Genomic DNA, 23,371 nt, shown 5'->3' with positions numbered 1-23,371 from the left:
GCTCACGCGGGCGCCAGCCGGTAGCGCGCCGGGGTCAGCCCTTCCATGTCGATGGCGGGCCCCGTGCCCTGGCCGGCGCTGGCGGCAATCTGGTCTGCGGCAATTTTGCCCGATCCGCAGCTCATCGCCCAGCCCGTGGAGCCGTGTCCCAGGTTCAGGAACAGCCCCGGCACGCGCGTGGCGCCGATCAGCGGCGGTCCATCGGGCAGCATCGGGCGGGCACCAGCCCATAGCGTGGCTTCCTGATAGTGGCCGGCTACCGGAAACCAGTCGCGCGCCACCTTGATCAGCGTGTTCAGCGCGGCGGGGCGCAGATCCAGCCGCCGCGAGCCCAGTTCGGCGGTGCCGGCCACGCGCAGCCGGTTGCCCATGCGTGTGATGGCGACCTTGAACGATTCGTCCATCAGCGCGCCAAGCGGCGCCTGCAGTTCATCGCGCACCATGACCGTGGCCGAATAGCCCTTGACCGGATAGATCGGCACGCGCAGCCCAAGCGGACGCAGCAGGCCGACGCTGCCCACGCCGGCAGCCACCAGCACGCGATCGGCACGCAGGATCTCGGGCGTGGCGCCGCGTTGGGCCGGGGCCAGTTCAACGGACAGCGTCCCGGCCGGATCGGCGTGCAGCCGCGCCACGTCGGTCTGGAAGCGGAACTGCACGCCTGCGGCCTCGGCGTGCTGGTGCAGCCGGCGCACGAACATGGGGCAATTGCCCGATTCGTCCTCGGGCAGGTGCAGGCCGCCTGCCAGCGGGGTGTCGTCGGTCAGGCCCGGTTCGATCTGTCGGCAGCCCGCCGCATCCAGGAGCCGGTGCGGCACATTGTTCTCGCGCAGCAGCGCCAGGGCCGGCGCGGCCAGTTCAAGGTCCTTCCGGGTGCGGAACAGCTGGAGGTACCCGCGCGACTGCTCGTAGTCGATCTCAAGTGTGTCGCGCAGCTGGTGCAGGCACTGACGGCTGTAAAACGCCACGCGCTGCATGCGCAGCTTGTTGATGCGATAGCGCTCGCCGTCGCATTCGCGCAGCCATCGGCCGATCCAGCGCCACATCGCCGGGTCGATGCCGGGCCGGAACAGCACCGGCGATTCGCGCTGGAACAGCGCGCGCAGCACCTTGCCCGGCATGCCGGGCGCCGCCCACGGGGTGACGTAGCCCGGCGCGATCACGCCGGCGTTGCCGAAGCTGGCCTCTTGCGCGGCCGCGCCGCGCCGGTCCAGCACGGTAACGGTGAAACCGGCCTGGCGCAGATACCAGGCCGAACAGACGCCGATGGCGCCGGCGCCGATGACGATAACGTGCATCCGGGCGGGTTTCCTGTGGATGACTGCGGGTTTGCGGGCCTACTTGAGCTCCTTCGCCATCACCACGTCGGGCAGCCAGGTGACCACGGTCGGCCAGACCGTGATGATGCCGATGGCAACGACCATCATCATGAAGAACGGCAGTGACACGCGCGCAATATAGTTGCTGTCCTTGCCTGTCATGCTTTGGAGCACGAAGAGGTTGAAGCCCACCGGCGGCGTCACCTCTGCGATTTCCACCAGCAGCACGATGAAGATGCCAAACCATACCAGATCGAACCCGGCGGCCTGCACCATGGGCAGCACCGTGGCCGTGGTCAGCGCGATCATCGAAATGCCGTCGAGCGCCGTGCCCAGCAGGATGTAGATCACGGTCAGTACCGCGATCAGCGCCCACGGCGACAGGTGCAGCGCGGCCACCCACTCGGCCAGCGCGCGCGGAATGCCCGTGAAGCTCATGGTGACCGACAGGAACGACGTGGCGCCCAGCACGAACATGATCATCGCGGTCAGCCGGGTGGCCGACATCAGGCTTTCCCAGAACGCCTTGCGCGTCAGCGATCCGCCGGCCCAGGCGAGCGCCAGCGACGCCACCACGCCATAGGCGGCCGCCTCGGTGGCGGTGGAATAGCCGGCCATCATGATCCAGGTGATGAACGCGATCAGGATGATGCAGGGCATCAGCTGCCGGATCGATGCCAGGCGCGCGCCCCAGCCGAAGGTCTCGGCCGGCGGGGTCCGGCTAGGGTTCATCAGCGCCCAGACCACGATATAGCCCGAGAACAGCAGCATCAGCAGCAGCCCCGGCAGGAACCCGGCCAGGAACACGCGGATGATCGACACGTCGGCCGACACCGCGTACACCACCATCGTGATCGATGGCGGGATGAGGATACCCAGCGTGCCCGCGCACGACAGCGACCCCAGCGTGACGCGCTCGTCGTAGCCGCGCCGGGTCAGTTCGGGCAGGGCGGACTTGGCAATCGTGGCGCAGGTGGCCGCCGACGATCCCGAGACCGATCCGAAGATGCCGCAGCCCAGGATGTTGACGTGCATGAGGCGTCCCGGCAGCCAGTTCAGCCATGGCGACAGGCCGTTGAACATCTGCTCGGAAAGCTTGGTGCGGAACAGGATTTCGCCCATCCACACGAACAGTGGCAGCGACGCCAGCGTGTACGACGCGCTGGACGACCACCACGCGTTTGCCAGGTTCACCAGTGCGTCGTGGTCGGAGAAGATCACCAGGCCCACCCACGACGTGACGGCGATGGCGACCGGAATCCAGGCGCCAATTGCCAGGAAGACGATCATCACCAGCAGCAGGACCAGTGCAACGAGTACGGTGCTCATCAGACGGTCTCCCCGAAATCGCCGGCGGCCAGCTTGGCCTCCTGCGCCAGCTGGTAGCGCGGCTTCTGCCGGCGCACCACACGCAGCCATTCGTCGGCCACGGCCAGCAGGAATCCGATGGCGCCGAGCACGGCAAAGCTCTGCGGAATCCAGAGCGGAATCACGATCTGGCCTTGCGAGACATCGTTGATGTCCCAGCTTTGCCAGGCGAACGTGCCGAGCGCCCAGGCGGCATAGCCGGCGAAGACCAGGCAGATCGTGAGCGACAGCGCTTCCAGCGGCCAGCGGCGCCGGGGGCCGACCGCATCGAGCAGCATTTCCACACGCACGATGCCGCCGTGCTGGAAGGTCTGGCCGAGGATCAGAAAGGCAGACGCCGCGCACAGCCACGCGACGATGTCGTCGCCGCCCTTGAGCACGAACAGGGTCTCGCGCGAGATCGACATCGCGATCATGACGATGCAGACGGCCAGGATACAGAGCGCGCCGAGCGCGGCGAACGCGTCAAGCAGATGGTCGAGCCATCGCTTCTTGATGAGGGGGGCTTCCATGGAGATGACAGGCTACCGGTAGTACTGCAGACAGCATGGACCAAGCCCGGCGCCATGCCCTGGGGCATGCACGCCGTGCCGGTGGAGCAAAACGCGAGGCGGTTCTGATGCCTTGCTTGCCTTATTTGCGATAGGCGTCGAGGATGGCCTTGCCGTCGTCGCCGGCGCTCCTGGCCCATTCGCCGACCATGATCTCGCCCACTTTCTGCATGTCACCCTTGAGCTGGGGCGACGGCGGGGCCACGGTCATGCCGTTCTTCGACAACGTGCCCAGATATTCCCTGGTCTTCTGTTCCGATACCTGCCAACCGCGCTTCTCGGCATCGGCCACGGCCTTGAGCAGGGCGTCCTGGGTGGGCTTGTCCAGCGCGTTGAAGGCCTTCTTGCTGACCACCAGCATGTTCTTGGGCAGCCAGGCGTCGACGGTGTAGAAATACTTCACCGATTCCCAGACCTTGGTGTCCACGCCGGTGGCGCCTGACGACATGAACGAGTTGACCGTGCCCGTTGCCAGGGCCTGGGCCAGATCGGCGGCCTGGATCGTCACCGGCTGGGCACTGACCAGTTCGGCGATCTTCGACGTGGCCGGGTTGTAGGCGCGCCATTTCAGGCCCTTCATGTCGGCGGCGTTGTTGATCGGCTTGTTCGCGTAGATGCCCTGCGGGGGCCAGGCCACCGCATACAGCAGCTTCATGCCCTGGCGGTCCAGCACCTTGTCGGTGACCGGCTTCGAGGCCTGCCAGAGCCGGTACGAATCGGCGTAGCTGGTGGCCAGGAACGGCACGGCGTCGACGCCGAACACGGGGTTTTCGTTCGCCAGCAGCGACATCAGGATTTCACCCATCTGCACCTGCCCGGTCTGCACGCCGCGCTTGATCTCGTTGGCCTTGAGCAGCGAGCCGTTCGGGTGGATCACGATCTTGAGCTTGCCGCTGGTGGCCTTTTCCACATCGTTGGCCATCTGCTGCAGGTTTTCGGTGTGCAGGTTGGTGGCCGGGTATCCGGTTGGCAGGTCCCACTTGGTATCCGCCCGTGCCGCCGTGGCGGCCAGCAGCAGTGCCGCCGCCGCGACTGCCATTGCCTTGACTCGCATCTCGATCTCTCCTGGTGTTGCGCGCGGGCGCCTGCCCGACTGCGCGGGTTTGGAACTACCTGGAACTGCCGCCGCGCCGGTCTCGATGTCTGAGACATGGCGCGGTACTGCGGTCACGGCGCGGGCCTGGCTCAGCCGGCGTGCTGTGACGGTCGAACGATCGATTCCAATGCAAGGGCCGTGCCCAGCAGCTGCGCATCGCGCATCGGGCCGTGCGACAGCATCAGCCCTGCCGGCAATTCGTCCGGCGCCTGGCACGGCAGCGATACCGAGCAGCCGTCCAGAAAGTTGAAGGCCGACGTATTGCGCAGCAGCAGGGCGTTGGTGCGGAAGAACAGGGCATCATCGGCCACCAGCGGGGCAATCGGCGGGGCCACCATCGGCACGGTCGGGCAGACCACGGCATCGAACGGCGCCAGGCGCGCTTCCATGCGGGCGATCCAGTCCAGCCGGGCACGGTGCAGTGCGATGTAGTCGGCCGCGGTCATTGCGGCACCACGCTCGATGCGGCTCAGCACGCGCGGGTCGTAGCGGTCACGATGGGTGGTCAGCAAGGCGCGATGATGGGAGTAGGCCTCGGGCGCCGAGAAGCCGCCGCCGGCGTTCAGGCCAGCAAGTTCGGACAGTTCCGGCATATCCACGTGTTCCACGCGCACCCCGGCCGCCGAAAGCCGGCCAATGGCGCGATCGAAGGCGCGCGCCACCGCTTCGTCCATGTCATCGACCACAACCTGGCGCGGGATGGCGAGCCGAAGCGCCGCAGGGGAGGCGATGACCGGGATGACCGGTGCGTCGGCGATGACACTGTCCACGGCAATGCAGTCGGACAGCGTGCGCGCCATGGCGCAGGCCGTGTCGAGCGTGTAGGAGAGCGGAAAGGCGCCGGTCAGCGGCACGCGGCGCGCCGTGGGCTTGTAGCCGGTGATGCCGCACAGCGCGGCCGGAATCCGGATCGATCCGCCGGTGTCGCTGCCCAGCGCCGCCACCGCCGTGCCCAGCGCGACGGAAACCGCCGCACCCGACGACGACCCGCCCGGAATGCGTGGTGTGGTGCGATCGCAAGGATTCACCGGCGTGCCGAAATGGGGATTGATGCCGACGCCCGAAAACGCAAACTCGGTCATGTTGGTGCGGCCAACCACGGCGGCCCCTGCCGCGCGCAATCTGGCCACCACGGCGGCATCGGCAGTGGCTGGCGCGGCATCTTCACGGGCCGCCGACGCGGCGCGTGTGACCTCGCCGGCCATGTCGTACAGGTCCTTGACCGATACGGGCAGGCCTGCCAGTGGATGCAGCGGCTTGCCGGCCTGCGCCGCGGCGTCTGCGGCCCGTGCCACCTGCCTGGCGGCATCGAAAGTGGTGTGGAGGTAGACGGCCTTGCCAGCGGGGCTGGCCGCGCGGGCGGCCGCTTCGGCGATCAGGTCGGCGCGGGACGTCAGGCCGGCGCGCAGGCTGGCGTGAAGGGATTCAAGCGATTCAAGCGGGTCGGGATGAGGCAGCATGCGGCGGTGTGACGATGAAAGGCTTGGCGGAACCAGACCGCATTCACGCATTGCCTCTGTGAATTAAGGTATTCATGCTGAGAATTCGCCGATAAACTGTCAAGCCGAAATTGCCCGAACCCGCTTCGGGCTTTCACCTATCGCCACCGTGGTCGCCTTGGCCATGGTCCCGCCGCACCCCGCCGACCTTACTGGGAGACCCATCCATGGCACGCAAGCCCGCCCCGGAACGCCACGCCGATGCCGCTGGGGGCGCTGATCCGGACGCCGCCGCGCGGACTGCGCCGCTGGCCCGTGCCGCAGGCGTCAATATCGTGTCGTCGGCGCACCTGGTGTCGGTGCGCAGCCCGGAGCTGTCCGAGTTCGAATTCGGCCTGAACACGGCCTACAACGCCTATAGCCGGTGGGTGGTGCGCTGCATGGGTGCCGCCGGGGTACGGGACCTGACCTTCCTCGATGTGCTGGTGCTGCACCATGTGAACCACCGGGGGCGTGCCAAGCGCCTGGCCGACATCTGCTTCGTGCTCAATGTCGAGGACACCCACCTGGTCACCTATTCGCTGAAGAAGCTTGTCGGGCTGGGGCTGGTGGCTGGCGAGCGGGTAGGCAAGGAGGCCACCTACGCCACCACGCAGGCAGGCACCGAGGCCTGCGCCAGGTATCGCGAAATCCGCGAGCAGTGCCTGACCAGCAATTTCACGCAAGGCAGTGACGAAAACGTGGAAATCGGCGAACTGGCGCGGCTGCTGCGGGTGCTGACCGGGCTCTACGAGCAGGCGGCGCGCTCGGCAACTTCGCTCTGACGCCACTTTTGGGCGGATTCCGGAACCTCACCGGGACCTTGCCGGGCTACGTCTGGCCCTTGTCCGACGGGCCGGAGGCCGGACGGGTTGGGGAGGTCGGGGCAAGTTGACCGCGGATTCGGGCGCGGATTCGGGGCAGCAATGGAGGCGCCGGATGCGCCACAGGCGGCGCGATTTGCCGTCCGGCGTCCGATTTTCCAGGTGCTGTCCGCCCGCGCCGCATTGCGCAATGCAAAAAGCGGCCGCCAACAAGGTACAATAGCGGTTTCCCGCCTGCCGGCATTCCATTCAGCAGTGCCAGCCGCCGTTTAGCCTTACCTTCCTCGCCTCCTGACCGTACCGATCATGGCGCATTTCTCGTGCTTCCCCGGCGCTTTGGCGCTTTCCGCTTTCCGTCAGCAACGCCTGCTTGCCGCCCTGCAACAAGTCGACGCCGATATTGAATCCGTGCATGGCCAGTTCGTGCATTTCGTCGATTCGGACACGCCGCTGTCCGCCGAGGACCAGACGCGCATTGGCGCGATGCTGACCTATGGCGCACCGTTCACGGCCCAGCCCGAGGGCGACCGCTTCGTGGTGATTCCGCGTTTCGGCACCATTTCGCCGTGGGCCAGCAAGGCCACCGATATCGCCCATCACTGCGGCCTGACCCACGTGCATCGCATCGAGCGCGGCATCGAGATCACCGTGGTCTGCAAGAAGGGGCTGCTGCGCGGCCGCAAGACGCTGGACGCCGGCACCCGTGCCGCCGTGGCCGCGCACCTGTTCGACCGCATGACCGAGACCGTGATCGCCTCGCGCGAGGAAGCGGCCGGCCTGTTCCAGGAACTGCCGGCCAAGCCGCTGCAGTTCATCGACATCTCGACAGGCCGCGGCGCCCTGGTGGACGCCAATACGGCCATGGGCCTGGCGCTGTCGGACGACGAAATCGACTATCTGCTGGAAAACTACGGCAAGCTCGGCCGCAATCCGACCGATGTCGAGTTGATGATGTTCGCCCAGGCCAACAGCGAACATTGCCGCCACAAGATCTTCAACGCCACCTGGACCATCGATGGCGTGGCGCAGGACAAGTCGCTGTTCGCGATGATCCGCAACACGCACCAGCTGAACCCGCAGGGCTCGATCGTCGCCTATTCGGATAATTCGGCGGTGATGGAGGGCGATGTGGCCGAGCGCTGGTTCCCGCGCGGCGCGGACCAGAAGTATGGCCGCCACGAGGCGCTGACCCATACGCTGATGAAGGTGGAAACGCACAACCACCCGACCGCCATCTCGCCGTTCGCGGGGGCCTCGACCGGCGCCGGTGGTGAAATCCGCGACGAAGGCGCCACGGGCCGTGGTGCCAAGCCCAAGGCCGGCCTGACCGGCTTCACGGTGTCGAACCTGATGCTGCCGGATGCCGTCGAGGGCTGGGAAAATGCCCGCGACGCCGCCCAGCCGGTGGCGCATCGCAATCCCGACGACAAGCCCGGCGTGACCGGCAAGCCGGATCGCATCGCGTCGCCGCTGCAGATCATGATCGACGGCCCGCTCGGCGGCGCCGCGTTCAACAACGAATTCGGCCGCGCCAACCTGGGTGGCTACTTCCGCGTCTACGAGCAGAACGTGGGCGGCACGGTGCGCGGCTACCACAAGCCGATCATGATTGCCGGCGGCATCGGCAATATCGACGCCGGCCACACGCACAAGAACCCGCTGCCGGCCGGCACGCTGCTGATCCAGTTGGGCGGCCCGGGCATGCGCATCGGCATGGGCGGCGGTGCCGCCAGTTCGATGGCTACCGGCACCAATACGGCCGACCTCGACTTCGACTCGGTGCAGCGTGGCAACCCCGAAATGGAGCGCCGTGCCCAGGAAGTGATCAACGCCTGCTGGCAACTGGGCGAGGACAACCCGATCCTGTCGATCCATGACGTTGGCGCGGGCGGCATCTCGAATGCGTTCCCGGAACTGGTTGACGGTGCCGACCGCGGCGCGCGTTTCGAACTGCGCCAGGTGCACCTGGAAGAATCGGGCTTGTCGCCCGCGGAAATCTGGTGCAACGAGTCGCAGGAACGCTATGTTCTGGCAATCGCCCCGAACGACCTGCCGCGCTTCCAGGCCATGTGCGAGCGCGAGCGCTCGCCGTTTGCCGTGGTGGGCATCGCCACCGAGGAAAAGCAGCTGCAGCTGGTGGACGCCGATGTGGACGCCGCGCTGAAGGAGCACTTCACGGTCAACATGCCGATGGACGTGCTGCTGGGCAAGCCGCCGCGCATGCACCGCGATGTGCAGCGCGTGGAGCGCGAGCTGCCGCCGGTGGACGTGACCGGCATCGCGCTGGAGCAGGCCGTGAGCGACGTGCTGCGTCATCCGACCGTGGCCAGCAAGTCGTTCCTGATCACCATCGGCGACCGTACCGTGGGCGGCATGAATGCACGTGACCAGATGGTTGGTCCGTGGCAGGTGCCGGTGGCGGACGTGGCCGTGACCACGCTCGACTACAAGGGTCGTGCCGGCGAGGCAATGACGATGGGCGAGCGCACGCCGCTGGCCGTGATCGACGCTCCGGCTTCGGGCCGCATGGCGATTGGCGAGGCGCTGACCAACCTGGCGGCCGCCCCGGTCAAGGACCTGAACAAGGTCAAGCTGTCGGCCAACTGGATGGCCGCCTGCGGTGTGGCTGGCGAAGATGCCAAGCTGTACGACACCGTGCATGCCGTCGGCATGGAACTGTGCCCGGCGCTGGGCATCAGCATTCCGGTGGGCAAGGATTCGCTGTCGATGCGCACCAAGTGGTCGGATGCCGATGGCGACAAGGAAGTGGTCGCCCCGGTCTCGCTGATCATCTCGGCGTTTGCCGCCGTGGATGACACCAACAAGACGCTCACCCCGCAACTGCGTACCGACCTTGGCGACTCCACGCTGATCGCCATCGATCTCGGCCGTGCGAAGAACCGCATGGGCGGCAGCATCCTGGCGCAGGTGACGCAGCAGGTGGGCGACCGCGCTCCGGACGTGGACAGCCCGGAAGACCTGAAGAACTTCTTCAACGTGATCCAGCGCCTGAACCGCGAAGGCAAGCTGCTGGCCTATCACGACCGTTCCGACGGTGGCTTTATGGCGACCGTGGCGGAAATGGCATTCGCGGGCCATACCGGCGTGTCGCTCAACGTCGACATGCTGACGCTGGACCCGAACCAGGAGCAGGATTACGGCGACGCCAAGAACTGGGCGCAGCAGGTTGCCGAACGTCGTAACGACCAGACGCTGCGCGCACTGTTCTCCGAAGAGCTGGGCGCCGTGATCCAGGTGCGTGCGGAAGAGCGCGATGCCGTATTCGCGGTGCTGCGCGAGGCCGGCCTGTCGGCGTGCAGCCACGTGATCGGCAAGCCGAACACGAACGACCAGATCGAGATCTATCGCGACGCGAAGAAGGTCTTCGGCGCAGCCCGTGCCGACCTGCAGCGCACCTGGACCGAGGTAAGCTGGCGCATCGCTCGCCTGCGCGACAACCCTGCCTGTGCCGATAGCGAGTACGACAGCGTGCTGGACGCCGCCGATCCTGGCATCAGCCCCGTGCTGACCTTCGATCCGGCGCAGGACATTGCCGCGCCGTTCATTGCCACGGGCAATCGTCCGCGAGTGGCGATCCTGCGCGAGCAGGGCGTCAATTCGCAGATCGAAATGGCCTACAGCATGGACATGGCCGGGTTCGATACGGTCGACGTGCATATGAGCGACCTGATCGCCGGCCGCGCCAACCTGGCCGATTTCAAGGGTTTCGTTGCCTGCGGCGGCTTCAGCTACGGCGACGTGCTGGGCGCTGGCGAGGGCTGGGCGAAGACAATCCTGTTCAACGGTCAGATGGCCGAGCAGTTCGCGGCGTTTTTCAATCGCCAGGACACGTTCGCGCTCGGCGTGTGTAACGGTTGCCAGATGCTGAGCAACCTGGCCCCGATCATCCCGGGTGCCGGCGCATGGCCGAAGTTCACGCGCAACCAGTCGGAACAGTACGAGGCACGCTTCGTCACCGTGGAAGTTCAGCAGTCGCCGTCGATGTTCTTTGCCGGCATGGAAGGCAGCCGCATCCCCATCGCCGTGGCGCACGGCGAAGGCTTTGCCGATTTCTCGCAACAGGGCGATATCGCGAAGGTGGACGTGGCGCTGCGCTTCGTCGACAACCGCGGTGCCGTGACGCAGAACTATCCGCTGAACCCGAATGGCTCGCCGCAGGGCATCACGTCGGTGACGACGGTCGATGGCCGCTTTACCGCGCTGATGCCGCACCCGGAGCGCGTGTTCCGTGCCGCAACGATGAGCTGGGCACCCGACGCCTGGAAGGACATCGCCGACGGCGGCAGCCCGTGGATGCGCATGTTCCGCAATGCGCGCAAGTGGGTCGGTTGATCGAGCCCGCTGCTTCGAACGAAACGCCCGCGCAAGCGGGCGTTTTTGTTTGCCTAACGGTGCGGGGTCATCGTCTGACCATATAGAGCCATACCGTGAACTTGTGTGTCCAAAAACCGGGCGCTTGTGTCAGGTCATGAGAAAGGTCTCAGACTGCAACAGGGGTGGGGAGATCAGAGGGATTTTCGCCAGTTTGCGGGGCCTGGGTGCGCAGCCGGTCGCTCCACGGCAGGTAGCGGGAATAGAGCAGGCGCATGCGGTCTGCGCCGGGCGGCACGGGAATCTCGCCGCGTACCTCCATGAATGCGATGGTCGCCTGCAGCAGCTTCGACTGGGCGTACCGGTCACGTGCCGGAAGATGTGGATGAAGTTCGCGCCAGCGGCCGCCAGTGCATTCGATATGGGGCATTCCCAATGCGCAGTAGACCACTCCACTGGAATAGAGATGCCACATGTACCAGTAGCCGCTCGTCACGCCCATTGCCATATGCCTTCGATCTTCGCGCTCGATACCCTGCCGGGACGGGTGTCCGGGCTCGTCGAGCTTTCAGATATTACTGAGGGCGGAAGGGCGATGGAACCCGCAAAGTGCACCAGAGTGTTACCGAGCGCGCCAAAGCGCACGCCCGAAATAAAAACCGGCGCACGGGGCGCCGGTTTCTTGTGACAAGGCAGCGTGATTACTGGATCTTTGCCTTGTCCTTGAGCGACTTCATCATCGCCTGGAACTGCTCGCGCTGCCATGCCTGGTCGCCCATCAGCATTTGCTGAAGCTGGGGCTTCACTTCCTCGAACGTCGGGATCTTCTGGTCGCGCACGTCCACGAGCTCGATGATGTGCCAGCCAAACTGGGTCTTGACCGGCGTATCGGTCATCTGGCCCTTCTTCAGGCCGGCCATGGCTGCGGAGAACTCGGGTACGTAGCTGCCGCTGTTGGCCCAGTCCAGGTCGCCGCCATTGGCTGCCGAGCCGGTGTCCTTCGACGATGCCTTGGCCACGTCCTCGAACTTGGCGCCGCCCTTGATCTTGGCGATCAGTGCCTTGGCGTCCGCTTCCTTCTCCACCAGGATATGGCGGGCGTGGTATTCCTTGCCGTTGCCGAACTGGCCCTTGATCTTCTCGTATTGCTTGCGCAGTTCGTCGTCGCTGGCACCATGGGTGCGGACGTAGTCCTCGAATACGGCGCCAGCCAGCACGTTCAGGCGGGCCTGTTCCAGCTGGTCCTGAATGTCGTCACGTTGCAGGATGCCGCGCTTGGAGGCTTCCTGTGTCAGCAGTTCCCGGTCGATCAGCATGGTGCGGGCACGGTCGCGCAGTTCGGGCGAGGCGGGCTGGCCGGTACCGGCGATCAGCTTGTCCACCTTGGCCGACGGGATGGGCTTGCCATTCACAACGGCGGCGTTCTGGGCGAACACGGGCAGGCTGCCAGCAGCGAGCACAGCCGCCAGGCTGAACGAGAGGACGGTGGTCTTCATGGAGTCAGGTCTGAGAGTAGCGAGAGCGCGTCGCGTCATGCTTCGCGGGATTGATATTCTTGGTCGGTGTACGCGCTGACGGCCAGCGCATGGATCTGCGAGGGGAATAGTTCGCGCAGCGCATCATACACCATACGGTGACGGGTCACGCGCGAATGGCCGGCGAACCGGTCGCTGACGATCAGAACGTTGTAATGGCCCCCACCCGACGCCGCGCCGGCATGGCCAGCATGGGCCGCGCTGTCATCGTGAACGTGCAGATGGGAGGGTTCGAGCGCCGCACGGAGCAGCGCGTCGATGGTGGCGGGATCGGCTGCCATCGGTAGTCCTTCGGGAGTGGGATTGGGGCGGGCGGTTCCGGCTATTCGGAGCGGCCTTCCTGCGAGGGGTTTTCCTCGATATGGCGCGACAGCCAGATGCTCTGCGCCACGATGAAGACGACCATCAGGCCCATGCTGCCGAACAGCTTGAAATTGACCCAGGTGTCGGTGGAAAACTGATAGGCCACATACAGGTTCAGCACACCCATCGCGGCGAAGAACGCGGCCCAGGCGACGTTCAGGCGGCCCCACATGGCGTCCGGCATCGTGACCTGCTTTTCCATCATGGCGCGGATCAGGTTCTTGCGCCAGCCGATGACCGAGCCGATCAGCGTGACCGCGAACAGCCAGTACAGCACCGTTGGCTTCCACTTGATGAACGTTTCGTTGTGCAGCACGATCGTCGCGCCGCCGAACACGCCAATGATCAACAGGCTGACCCATTGCATCGGTTCCACCTTGCCATGGCGGATGCGTACCCAGGCAATCTGCAGCACAGTGGCCACGATGGCCACCGCGGTGGCCGGATAGATGCCGAACAGCTTGAAGGCGACAAAAAACAGGATGACCGGGAACAGGTCGAACAGGAATTTCATGCGGACCAAATCAGGTTGGCGAACCCGGCACGCGGCCGGGCTTGCTGGCAATCCGCCGGGCGGATTGGACGTGGCGTCCGGTGTGCGGGTGGCGTCACCCGCGGTCAGCCGGATCGCGATCGTCGAATTTTAGCGCAGCCGAGTTGATGCAATAGCGCAGGCCGGTCGGGGCGGGGCCATCCTCGAAGACATGGCCCAGATGGCTGCCGCATTCCTTGCAGCGAACCTCCACCCGTGTCATGCCGTGGCTGTGGTCCACATGCTCGGCAATCACCTCGCCGTTGATCGGGCGGAAATAGCTGGGCCAGCCACAGCCCGCATCGAACTTGGTGGCCGACTCGAACAGCGGGGTGCCGCAGCCCACGCAATGGTAGATGCCCTGGTTCCAGTGGTCCCAGTAGCGGCCCGTGAACGGGCGCTCGGTGGCAGCCTCGCGCGTCACGCGGTACTCGATGTCGGACAGTTGGTCACGCCATTCGGCGTCGGTCTTGGTGGTGGTCATCTCGTTTCCTTGGTGCGATTCCCGGCTGGGGGGCCGGCTGCCTGGCTTACGACGAACAGCTGACTTCGAGCCCCGACGCCCAGTCGGGCGGCAGGGCGGCGTAGTGTTCCGCCTCGGGTTGTTCGTCGAACGGTTTCGACAGCACGCCCAGCAGGCGGTCCACTTCCGAGAAATCCTTGTCGCGCGCGGCACGGATCGCGGTTTCGGCCAAATGATTCCGGAGCACGTATTTCGGGTTGACTTGGCGCATTGCAACCCCGCGTGCGTCATCGTGCGACGGGTCGGGCTGTTCCGCCTGCAACCGGGCGCGGTATTCGGCCGCCCAGGCGTCCCAGGCGGCGCGGTCCAGGAACAGGTCGCGCACCGGTGCGTCGCGCGAGCCGTCCTGCGAGCCCACCTGGGCCAGGTTGCGCCAGAACAAGGTGTAGTCCACGCGGTTGGCATGCATGACGCGGAACAGGTTCGTCATCAGCGTCTCGTCCTGCTCGTGGGCGGTACGCAGGCCAAGCTTGGCGCGATAGTGGCGGAAGAAGGCCTCGGCATAGCGGTCGCGGAACGGGTCCAGTGCCTCGCGTGCGGCCTCCACGGCCGCGTCCTTGGCGGCTTCGGCATCGGCGGCGTCCGCGTCGCGCCACAGCGGCAGCAGGGCCTGGGCCAGGCAATGCAGGTTCCAGAAGGCGATCTGCGGCTGCTGGCTGTACGCATAGCGGCCCTGCTGGTCGGAATGGTTGCAGATATGGTTGGCGTCGAACGCGTCCAGGAAGCCGAACGGACCATAGTCGATGGTCAGACCCAGGATCGACATGTTGTCGGTGTTCATCACGCCATGGCAGAAGCCTACCGCCTGCCAGTGCGCCACCATGTCCGCCGTGCGCAGCGACACCTCGCGCAGCAGTGCCTGGTACGGGCTGGCGGCGTCGCGACAGGCCGGGTAAAAGCGGTCGATCACGAAATCGGCCAGCTGCTTCAATGAGGTGTGGTCCTCGCGGGCGGCGAAATGCTCGAAATGGCCGAAGCGGATGAAGCTCGGCGCCAGCCGCGTGACCACGGCCGATGTCTCGATGGTTTCGCGCCGCACGGGGGCATCCGACCCAATGATCGCCAGCGCCCGCGTGGTGGGCACGCCCAGCGCGTGCATGGCTTCCGAGCACAGGTATTCGCGGATTGACGAGCGCAGCACCGCGCGGCCATCGGCCATGCGCGAATAAGGCGTCAGGCCGGCACCCTTGAGCTGGATCTCCCAGGGGCCGTCGGGCATCGCGGCCTCTGCCAGGCGGATGGCGCGGCCATCGCCAAGCTGCCCGGCCCAGACGCCAAACTGATGGCCGGAATAGACCGTGGCAAGCGGGTCTGCCCAGTCCGGCACGGCATTGCCCGCAAAGGTGTCGATGAACTTCGGGTCCTGCGCAGCGGCGCGCAGGCCATCGTCATTCCAGCCCAGCAAGGCTGCGGCGGCGGGCGCCACGCTGACTACATAAGGCGAAGGCAGCGCGGTCGGCGCCAGCCGCGTAAAAAAGCGCTCGCCCAGCGCCGCCATGCCCGGCTCCGTGGCGAACGGTACGGGGAATGTCATGCGGGGCAGGGCGTCGTTGGATTCGGTAGGCATCGGATGCACTGGCTAGGGGCGGGTGGGTGGCCTGTGATTACGCTCGGTTCCGCCTTGTTCGCCGGCCATGCGGGCCGGTCTGCGCGGCGCGCCGTGGCGCGTGGTGTTCGCGTGTACATAGACGGCGTGCATGACGCTAGGGGAAAACGACATATTGAGACGCATCAGGGCTCGCAGTATTGTACTTGCACCAGTTTTCCCCTGCCGGCCAAGGGTTGTCCGCTGCTCGTAGACCAGTCAAAAAACGACGCAAATGTTGGACATCAATCCCGTGCATGACAGGGTCAGCGAGTGGGTTTCAAAGAAGGCGTCCCACTACGCGTCAGTCCACCAACAACACCAACAAGTTTCTTCATTTTTTGTCGATGCTTTTGCAGGGTGTGGGATAGTCGGCCAAAAATAAGAACGGTTGTTCGTTTTTTCTCGAACCAAGGAGACCGTTTCATGGCATTGATGGGTCAAATGATGAGCGCGCCGCTGCTCATTTCCTCCATCATCCGGCACGCTGCGCGCTACTACGGCAGCACCGAAATCGTCTCGCGGCGAACCGAAGGCGACCTGCACCGATATACCTATCGCGACTGTGAACTGCGCGCCCGCAAGGTGGCCCAGGCCCTTGAGGCACTGGGCGTGGCGCAGGGCGACCGCGTGGGCACGCTGGCCTGGAACGGCTACCGGCACCTGGAGATCTACTACGGCGTGTCGGGCATGGGCGCGGTCTGCCATACGATCAATCCGCGCCTGTTCCCGGAGCAGATTGCCTATATCGTCAACCACGCCGAAGACCAGTTCATCTTCTTCGATGCCACGTTCCTGCCGCTGGTGGAAGGCGTGGCGCCGCATTGCCCGAACGTGAAGGGCTGGGTCATGATGACCGACCGCGCGCATATGCCGGCGGAATCGAAGGTCGACCTGCTTTGCTACGAAGACCTCATCGACGCCCACGATGGCGCCTACGAATGGCCGGAATTCGACGAAAACCAGGCATCGAGCCTGTGCTACACGTCGGGCACCACCGGCAATCCCAAGGGTGCGCTGTACTCGCACCGCTCGACCGTGCTGCATTCGTATGCCTCGGCGCTGCCCGACGCGCTTGGTTGCTCGGCCAAGGACGTGATCCTGCCCGTGGTGCCGATGTTCCATGTCAACGCCTGGGGCCTGCCGTATTCGGTGCCGCTGGTCGGCGCCAAGCTGGTGTTTCCGGGCGCCAGACTCGACGGCGCGTCGCTCTACGAACTGTTCGAGCAGGAGGGCGTGACCTTCTCGGCGGGCGTGCCCACCGTCTGGCTGGGCCTGCTGCAATACGTGCAGGCCAACAAGCTCAAGTTCTCCACCTTCCGCCGCACGGTGATCGGCGGCTCCGCCGCGCCGCCCGCGATGATCCGCACGCTGGAGGCGTTCGATGTGGAGGTGATCCACGCCTGGGGCATGACCGAGATGTCGCCGTTGGGCACATCGTGCAAGCTGCTGGCGCGCCACAAGGACCTGTCCGAGGATGAGCGCCACAAGATCCTCGAGAAGCAGGGCCGGGTGATCTACGGCGTGGACATGAAGATCGTGGACGGCGAAGGCCAGGAACTGCCGTGGGACGGCAAGGCTTTCGGCGATCTGCTGGTGCGCGGCCCGTGGGTCATCGACCATTACTACCGCAACGACAACAACCCGCTGGTGGATGGCTGGTTCCCCACCGGCGACGTGGCCACGATCGACGAAGAGGGCTACATGCAGATCACGGACCGCAGCAAGGACGTGATCAAGTCGGGCGGCGAGTGGATTTCGTCGATCGACGTCGAGAACGTGGCCGCGGCCCACCCGGCCGTGCATATGGCCGCCTGTATCTCGGCGTACCACCCCAAGTGGGACGAACGGCCGCTGCTGGTGGTGGTCAGGCGCCCCGGGATGGACGTCACGCGCGAGGAACTGCTGGGCTTCTTCGAGGGCAAGGTCGCCAAATGGTGGATTCCCGATGACGTGGCGTTCGTGACGGAGATTCCGCTGACGGCCACCGGCAAGATGCAGAAGCTCAGGCTGCGCGAGCAGTTCAAGGACTACAAGCTGCCCGGCGCCGCCTGAGGTTCGCGCCCCGGAATCTCAGGACTGACAAGGCAGCAGCAGGCATTTGCGGTGTCCCGCCAGGGTGGTCCGATGGCGGTCGCAACGCAGACGCGGCGGCCCGGCGCGAGGAGGGCACGGGCCGCCGCCCATCGCCAATGACAACAAGTGAAGGAGACAGGTATGACAAGGTTGCGTCCGCTGGTACGAGGTGTGGCTGCAGTTGTTGCTCTGGGTTCCGCGCTGGCATCGGGCGCCGCGGCGGCCGATACGGTAAAGATCGCCTTCATCGATCCGTTGTCGGGGCTGATGGCCCCGGTGGGGCAAAACCAGCTCAAGAGCTGGCAGTACGTGGCTGACGTGGCCAACCAGAAAGGCTGGGGCGGGGCCCACAAGTTCGAGGTGGTGGGCTTCGACAACAAGCTGAGCCCGCAGGAAAGCCTGACCATCCTCAAGCAGGTGGTCGACCAGAATATCCGCTACATCGTGCAGGGCAACGGCTCGTCGGTGGGCCTGGCGCTGGAAGACGCGGTCGCCAAGCACAACGAGCGCAACCCGGGCAAGGAAATCGTCTACCTGAACTATGCCGCGGTGGACCCGGACATGACCAACAGCAAATGCAGCTACTGGCATTTCCGGCTGGACGCCAACTCCGACATGAAGATGGAGGCCCTGACCACGTACCTGGCCAAGGACCCCAACGTCAAGAAGGTCTACCTGATCAACCAGAACTACTCGTTCGGCCACCAGGTGGCGCGGGCGGCCAAGGACTACCTGAAGCGCAAGCGGCCTGATATCCAGATCGTTGGCGAAGACCTGCACCCGCTGGCGCAGGTCAAGGATTTTGCGCCGTACGCGGCCAAGATCAAGGCGTCGGGCGCCGATACGGTGATCACCGGCAACTGGGGCAGCGACCTGGCCCTGCTGATCAAGGCGGGCAAGGACGCCGGCCTGCCGGTCAACTACTACACCTACTACGCCGCCACGACCGGCGTGCCCACGGCCATGGGCGCGGCCGGCGCCGAGCACGTCAAGTATGTGGGCTATTACAACCCGAACAACGCCACCTTCCGCGGTGGAGACATCGTCGAGGGATACAAGAAGAAGTACAACGACGACTTCTACGTGATGGCGTCGTACACGGGCGTTGCCATGCTGGCCAAGGCCATCAAGGACAGCGGTTCCACCGATCCGGTCAAGGTGGCCAAGGCCATGGAAGGCCTGAAGGTGGAAAGCATGAACGGCACCGTGGAAATGCGTGCCAGCGACCACCAGGCCCAGCAGCCGCTGGTGGTGGCTACCTGGACCAAGGTCAACGGCAAGGACATCAAGTACGACCAGGAAAACACCGGCTTTGGCTGGAAGACCAATGCGACGCTTGACCAGTTCGTGGCGGCGCAGCCCACGTCGTGCCAGATGAAGCGGCCAGGCAGCGGAAGCTGACACCGCGGCAGGTGGAAAGGGGTTCCCCGCCACGCGGGAACCCCTGACAATATGGCTTTTGTCGGGTCAGGCTCCGGCTCCGGGAACAGGCCCTGAGGACTTGCCGTGGAATTCTTCATCATCTCGCTACTGAACGGCGTCAGCTACGGCTTGCTGCTGTTCATGCTGTCATCGGGGCTGACGCTGATCTTCAGCATGATGGGCGTGCTCAATTTCGCCCATGCCAGCTTCTACATGCTGGGCGCCTACTTTGCCTACACCATCGCCACCAAGCTCGGCTTCTGGCCGGCGCTGATCCTGGCGCCGCTGCTGGTGGCCGGAGCCGGGGCGCTGGTGGAACGCTTCGGGCTGCGCACCGTCCACAAGTACGGCCACGTGGCCGAACTGCTATTCACGTTCGGGCTGGCCTACCTGATCGAGGAAGGCGTCAAGCTGGTCTGGGGCCTGGCTGCGGTGCCATATCGCATCCCGGCCGAACTTGACGGGCCGCTGTTCACGGTCTTTACGTCGTCGTTTCCCAAATATCGCGCGTTCATGATGCTGGTGTCGCTGGGCATGCTGGTGGCGATCTACCTGGTGCTGACGCGTACCCGCATCGGCCTGGTCATCCAGGCGGCGCTGACCCACCCCGAGATGGTCGAGGCATTGGGCCACAACGTGCCGCGCGTATTCATGATGGTGTTCGGCGGCGGGGCGGCGCTGGCCGGCCTGGCGGGCGTGATCGGCGGCAACGCCTTTGTCACCGAGCCGTCGATGGCGGCGGCCGTCGGGTCGATCGTCTTCGTCGTGGCGGTGGTGGGCGGCATGGGCTCGCTGGTCGGGGCGTTCATCGCATCGATCCTGATCGGGGTGCTGCAGACCTTCGCGGTGACCATCGATGCGTCGCTGGCCGGCCTGTTCGGCAGCTTCGGCATGGCCGTTACCGATGCCACGCCATTCAGTTCGGTCTGGAAGCTTACCGTGGCGCAGGTGGCGCCGGTGCTGCCGTACCTGCTGCTGGTGGTGATGCTGATATTCCGCCCACGCGGGCTGATGGGCACCCGGGAGAGCTGAGCGATGGAGTCGACGACGATGCAACAAAGCTCCCGGCCGGTCGTGACCGGCCGCACCCTGCGCTACCGCCCGCTGAACCTGGCGCGCTGGATCATCTGGACCACCACGGCATTGCTGATGCTGGTGATGCCGCTGGCCTTCAGTGGCGGGTTTGCCGTGACGCTGATGTCCCAGATGGGCATCATGATCATCTTCGCGCTGTCGTACAACATGCTGCTGGGGCAGACCGGCATGCTGTCGTTCGGGCATGCCGTGTACTCGGGTCTGGGCGCGTTTATCGCAGTACATGTGCTGAACATGATCGGCGCGGGCAAGGTCTGGCTGCCGGTGTCGATGCTGCCGCTGGTGGGCGGGCTGGCCGGCGCGTTCTTCGGCGTGCTGTTCGGCTACGTGACCACGAAGAAATCCGGCACCACGTTTGCCATGATCACGATGGGTATCGGCGAGATGGTGTTTGCCAGTTCGCTGATGTTCCCCGATTTCTTTGGCGGCGAAGGGGGCATTTCCACCAATCGCGTGGTCGGCGAGCCGATCCTGGGCATCACGTTTGGCCCGGGGCGGCAGGTCTACTACCTGATCGCGATCTGGTGCTTCCTGTCGATGGTGGCGATGTACGCATGGACGCAGACCCCGCTGGGGCGCATCGCCAATGCCGTGCGTGACAATCCCGAACGCGTGGAATTCATCGGCTACAACACCCAGCGCGTGCGCTACCTGGTGCTGATCCTGTCGGCATTCTTCGCCGGCATCGCGGGCGCGCTGTCGGCCATCAACTTCGAGATCGTGTCGGCCGAAAACGTCAGCGCCGTCCGTTCCGGCGGCGTGCTGCTGGCCGCGTTCATCGGCGGTGCGGGCGTGTTCTTCGGCCCGGTCATCGGCGCCATCGTCTTCACGCTGTTCGCCGTGGCGCTATCCGACCTGACCAAGGCCTGGCTGCTGTACCTGGGCCTGTTTTTCGTGGGCATGGTGATGTTCGTGCCGGGCGGCATTGCCAGCCTGCTGCTGATGCAGCTGCCGCTGGTGGCGAAAAGGCAGTTCGGCCGCATGCTGCCGTCGTACGCACGGGCTGGCGTGGCGGGCCTGGTGCTGCTGGCGGCCATGATCCTGACGGTGGAGATGGTCTACAAGGTGCAGGTCGACAGTGCCAACGGCACGGCCATGTTGCTGCTCGGTATCGGATTCGACGCCGGCACGTTGCTGCCGTGGATCGTGGCGGCAGCGCTGTGGGCGGTGGGCTATGCGGCATGGCGCTGGGCGGCGGCAAAGGTGCGCGCCGAACTGGACGCCATCCAGGCGGAAACGGGAGGTCTGGCATGAACGCCGCACTCGAACTTTCGGAGGTCCGCAAGCGGTTCGGGCAGACCGAGATCATCCGGGGGGTCACGCTGACCATCGGCAAGGGCGAGCGGCATGCGCTGATCGGCCCGAACGGGGCCGGCAAATCGACCACATTCAACCTGATCTCGGGCCGGTTCGCGCCCACCTCGGGGGCGGTGAAACTGAACGGCCGGAGCATTGCCGGGCTGCGGCCGTTCGAGATCAACCGCATGGGCCTGTCGCGCAGCTTCCAGATCACGAATATCTTCCACCGGCTGTCGGTGTTCGAGAACCTGCGCTGTGCGGTGCTATGGTCGCTGGGCTACAAGTATTCGTTCTGGCACCGGTTGTCGGCGCTGCGCGACGCAAAGGAGCGCGCCGACGAGGTGCTGGAACTGATTGGCATGCAGCATCGCCGCAATACCCAGGCCGGACTGCTGACGTATGCCGAGCAGCGTGCGCTGGAGATCGGCATCACTATCGCGGGCGGCGCCGATGTGATCCTGCTGGACGAGCCCACTGCCGGCATGAGCCGGTCGGAATCGGACCATGCCGTGGAGCTGATCCGCAAGGTGACGGTGGGCAAGACGCTGGTCATGGTGGAGCACGACATGAGCGTGGTGTTCGGCCTGGCCGACCGTATTTCGGTGCTGGTGTATGGCGAGGTGATCGCCACCGACACGCCGGAGGCCATCCGCAACAACCGCCGCGTCAAGGAGGCCTACCTGGGCACCTCGCTCGACGAACCCGCGCTGGCAGGAGCCCACGAATGAGCAAGCCCATGCTGGAAGTCACCGGCCTGCACGCCTACTACGGCAAGAGCCATATCCTGCACGGCGTGGATGCCCATGTCGACGAAGGCGAGATCGTGGCGCTGCTGGGTCGCAACGGCGTGGGCCGGTCGACCATGGCCAAGGCCATCCTCGGCATGGTCAAGGCCGAAGGGTCGGTACGCTTTCGTGGCGACGAGATCCTTGGGCGCCGCACCTTCGAGATCGCCCATGCCGGGATTGGCTATGTGCCCGAGAACCGCGACATTTTCCCGACGCTGACCGTGCGGCAGAACCTGCTGCTGGGCGAGAAGCGCAATCCGCGCCAGCAGAAGCCACGCTGGCGCGTGGAGGACATGTACCGCATGTTCCCGCGGCTCAAGGAACGCGAGAACACGTCGGCGGGCGTGCTGTCCGGCGGCGAGCAGCAGATGCTGACGCTGTGCCGGACGCTGATGGGTGACCCCGACCTGATCCTGATCGACGAGCCCACCGAGGGCCTGGCGCCGATGATCGTCACGCTGGTGGGCGACTTCCTCAAGACGCTCAAGGAGCGCGGCGTATCCGTGCTGCTGATCGAACAGAAACTGGCCATCGCACTGGATATCTCGCAGCGCGTCTACGTGATGGGCCACGGACATATCGTGTTCGAAGGCACGCCGACCGAACTCAAGGCAAACGCGCAGATCCGGAAGGAGTGGCTGGAGGTGTAAAGACGCCGGTCATCGGGACGGCAAGTACGCGTAGGCCAGGCCGATCGCGGTGATGGCGAAGAATGGGGCGCACCATGCCACCGGCGCGTATCGGAACGCCTGGGCAACGCCTGGGCAACGCCGCGGCCGCAAGGGCAAGCAGTGCAGCGGCCAGGTAGGCCAGCATCGCCCAGAAGTATTCCTTGTGTATGCCCGCAATCAGATGCCGGACCATTCCCTGTGCTCCCCGAACCTTGTGCGATGGGCCTCCGTTGGCACCATCCGCAGGTGCCGGCTTCTCTCGATGTCCCGTACGACGTCGCTCACCAGGAAGCGCATCCGTTCCTTCCATTTGTCAAAGTGGTTGCCGGACGGTATCGAGTATCGGCCTGTGTTCCATTGCCAACTCGGCAGGAAGCGGGATGTGAGCGTCATCGAACCAGCTGAATGACGCCGTGGTCCGGGATTTGGAGGCCTGCCTCGAAAAACTTGCGCGTCGTCGGGTGTTCGAATTTAAAGTGGTTTATGAAGCATAAACTTCGAATCCGATGCTGGA

The 23,371-nt window shown here is 65.2% G+C and carries 20 protein-coding genes; 8 read left to right on the top strand and 12 right to left on the bottom strand.

The features are described 5' to 3' along the window. Nucleotides 1-2: 2 nt before the first annotated feature. The 5 genes from A9J21_RS18045 to A9J21_RS18025 all read right to left on the bottom strand — a co-directional run bounded on the left by A9J21_RS18045 (nt 3) and on the right by A9J21_RS18025 (nt 5,794). Nucleotides 3-1,298 (bottom strand): D-amino acid dehydrogenase, encoded by a 1,296-nt coding sequence (locus tag A9J21_RS18045; protein WP_066738102.1) that lies wholly within the window; start codon nt 1,296-1,298, stop codon nt 3-5. 39 nt (nt 1,299-1,337) lie between these two features. Next, nucleotides 1,338-2,648, bottom strand: a complete 1,311-nt coding sequence (locus tag A9J21_RS18040) for a TRAP transporter large permease (protein ID WP_066738100.1) — start codon at nt 2,646-2,648, stop codon at nt 1,338-1,340. After that, nucleotides 2,648-3,199 (bottom strand): TRAP transporter small permease subunit, encoded by a 552-nt coding sequence (locus A9J21_RS18035; RefSeq protein WP_066738098.1) that lies wholly within the window; start codon nt 3,197-3,199, stop codon nt 2,648-2,650. Before A9J21_RS18035 ends, A9J21_RS18040 begins: the two co-directional genes overlap by 1 nt. A gap of 121 nt (nt 3,200-3,320) precedes the next feature. Next, a complete protein-coding gene (locus A9J21_RS18030; RefSeq protein WP_066738096.1) occupies nt 3,321-4,292 on the bottom strand; it encodes a TRAP transporter substrate-binding protein in 972 nt (323 codons plus the stop codon). Between the two features lie 131 nt (nt 4,293-4,423). Beyond that, nucleotides 4,424-5,794, bottom strand: coding sequence for an amidase (locus A9J21_RS18025; protein ID WP_066738094.1), 1,371 nt, complete (start codon nt 5,792-5,794; stop codon nt 4,424-4,426). Nucleotides 5,795-6,000: 206 nt separating this feature from the next. On the opposite strand from A9J21_RS18025, the gene A9J21_RS18020 reads away from it, so the two are divergent. Then, nucleotides 6,001-6,597 carry a winged helix DNA-binding protein gene (locus A9J21_RS18020; protein ID WP_066738092.1) on the top strand — a complete coding sequence of 199 codons (597 nt, stop codon included), beginning with the start codon at nt 6,001-6,003 and terminating at the stop codon, nt 6,595-6,597. A gap of 288 nt (nt 6,598-6,885) precedes the next feature. On the opposite strand, the gene A9J21_RS32365 is transcribed toward A9J21_RS18020, so the two are convergent. After that, nucleotides 6,886-7,065, bottom strand: a complete 180-nt coding sequence (locus A9J21_RS32365) for a hypothetical protein (RefSeq protein ID WP_231906992.1) — start codon at nt 7,063-7,065, stop codon at nt 6,886-6,888. Here A9J21_RS32365 and purL point away from each other — a divergent pair. Continuing rightward, entirely contained in the window at nt 7,003-10,989 is a 3,987-nt protein-coding gene (gene purL / locus A9J21_RS18015) for a phosphoribosylformylglycinamidine synthase (protein ID WP_231906980.1), read from the top strand. The two genes, A9J21_RS32365 and purL, sit on opposite strands and share 63 nt — an antisense overlap. Before the next feature lie 148 nt (nt 10,990-11,137). Here the strand turns inward: purL and A9J21_RS18010 are convergent, their stop codons facing one another. The 6 genes from A9J21_RS18010 to A9J21_RS17985 all read right to left on the bottom strand — a co-directional run bounded on the left by A9J21_RS18010 (nt 11,138) and on the right by A9J21_RS17985 (nt 15,488). Next, nucleotides 11,138-11,470, bottom strand: coding sequence for a hypothetical protein (locus tag A9J21_RS18010; protein WP_066738087.1), 333 nt, complete (start codon nt 11,468-11,470; stop codon nt 11,138-11,140). Between the two features lie 199 nt (nt 11,471-11,669). Further along, complete coding sequence (locus A9J21_RS18005) at nt 11,670-12,464, bottom strand: peptidylprolyl isomerase (RefSeq protein ID WP_066738085.1); 795 nt, start codon at nt 12,462-12,464, stop codon at nt 11,670-11,672. 35 nt (nt 12,465-12,499) lie between these two features. After that, a complete protein-coding gene (locus tag A9J21_RS18000) occupies nt 12,500-12,784 on the bottom strand; it encodes a BolA family transcriptional regulator (protein WP_066738083.1) in 285 nt (94 codons plus the stop codon). Between the two features lie 41 nt (nt 12,785-12,825). After that, nucleotides 12,826-13,380 (bottom strand): septation protein A, encoded by a 555-nt coding sequence (locus A9J21_RS17995; protein WP_066738080.1) that lies wholly within the window; start codon nt 13,378-13,380, stop codon nt 12,826-12,828. Nucleotides 13,381-13,474: 94 nt separating this feature from the next. Then, nucleotides 13,475-13,882 (bottom strand): peptide-methionine (R)-S-oxide reductase MsrB, encoded by a 408-nt coding sequence (gene msrB, locus A9J21_RS17990; protein WP_066738078.1) that lies wholly within the window; start codon nt 13,880-13,882, stop codon nt 13,475-13,477. A gap of 46 nt (nt 13,883-13,928) precedes the next feature. Then, complete coding sequence (locus A9J21_RS17985) at nt 13,929-15,488, bottom strand: YdiU family protein (protein ID WP_066738076.1); 1,560 nt, start codon at nt 15,486-15,488, stop codon at nt 13,929-13,931. 444 nt (nt 15,489-15,932) lie between these two features. Between A9J21_RS17985 and A9J21_RS17980 the strand changes: the two genes are divergently transcribed. From A9J21_RS17980 to A9J21_RS17955, 6 genes are all read left to right on the top strand, one after another. Continuing rightward, nucleotides 15,933-17,561, top strand: coding sequence for a 3-(methylthio)propionyl-CoA ligase (locus A9J21_RS17980; RefSeq protein ID WP_066738074.1), 1,629 nt, complete (start codon nt 15,933-15,935; stop codon nt 17,559-17,561). Between the two features lie 162 nt (nt 17,562-17,723). Further along, a complete protein-coding gene (locus tag A9J21_RS17975; RefSeq protein WP_066738073.1) occupies nt 17,724-18,983 on the top strand; it encodes a branched-chain amino acid ABC transporter substrate-binding protein in 1,260 nt (419 codons plus the stop codon). A gap of 105 nt (nt 18,984-19,088) precedes the next feature. Continuing rightward, a complete protein-coding gene (locus tag A9J21_RS17970; protein WP_066738071.1) occupies nt 19,089-20,036 on the top strand; it encodes a branched-chain amino acid ABC transporter permease in 948 nt (315 codons plus the stop codon). Nucleotides 20,037-20,039: 3 nt separating this feature from the next. After that, nucleotides 20,040-21,353: a branched-chain amino acid ABC transporter permease gene (locus tag A9J21_RS17965; RefSeq protein ID WP_066738064.1), complete on the top strand. Its 1,314-nt coding sequence runs from the start codon at nt 20,040-20,042 to the stop codon at nt 21,351-21,353. Continuing rightward, on the top strand, nt 21,350-22,126 hold the full coding sequence (locus A9J21_RS17960; protein WP_066738063.1) for an ABC transporter ATP-binding protein: 777 nt from the start codon (nt 21,350-21,352) through the stop codon (nt 22,124-22,126). Before A9J21_RS17965 ends, A9J21_RS17960 begins: the two co-directional genes overlap by 4 nt. Then, nucleotides 22,123-22,836: an ABC transporter ATP-binding protein gene (locus A9J21_RS17955; protein WP_066738061.1), complete on the top strand. Its 714-nt coding sequence runs from the start codon at nt 22,123-22,125 to the stop codon at nt 22,834-22,836. The genes A9J21_RS17960 and A9J21_RS17955 overlap by 4 nt, the downstream gene beginning before the upstream one ends. Nucleotides 22,837-23,371 lie beyond the last annotated feature (535 nt).

This window comes from Cupriavidus sp. D384 (assembly GCF_001652915.1).
Classification (GTDB): domain Bacteria; phylum Pseudomonadota; class Gammaproteobacteria; order Burkholderiales; family Burkholderiaceae; genus Cupriavidus.
This window is presented reverse-complemented; position numbering and strand designations above follow the sequence as displayed.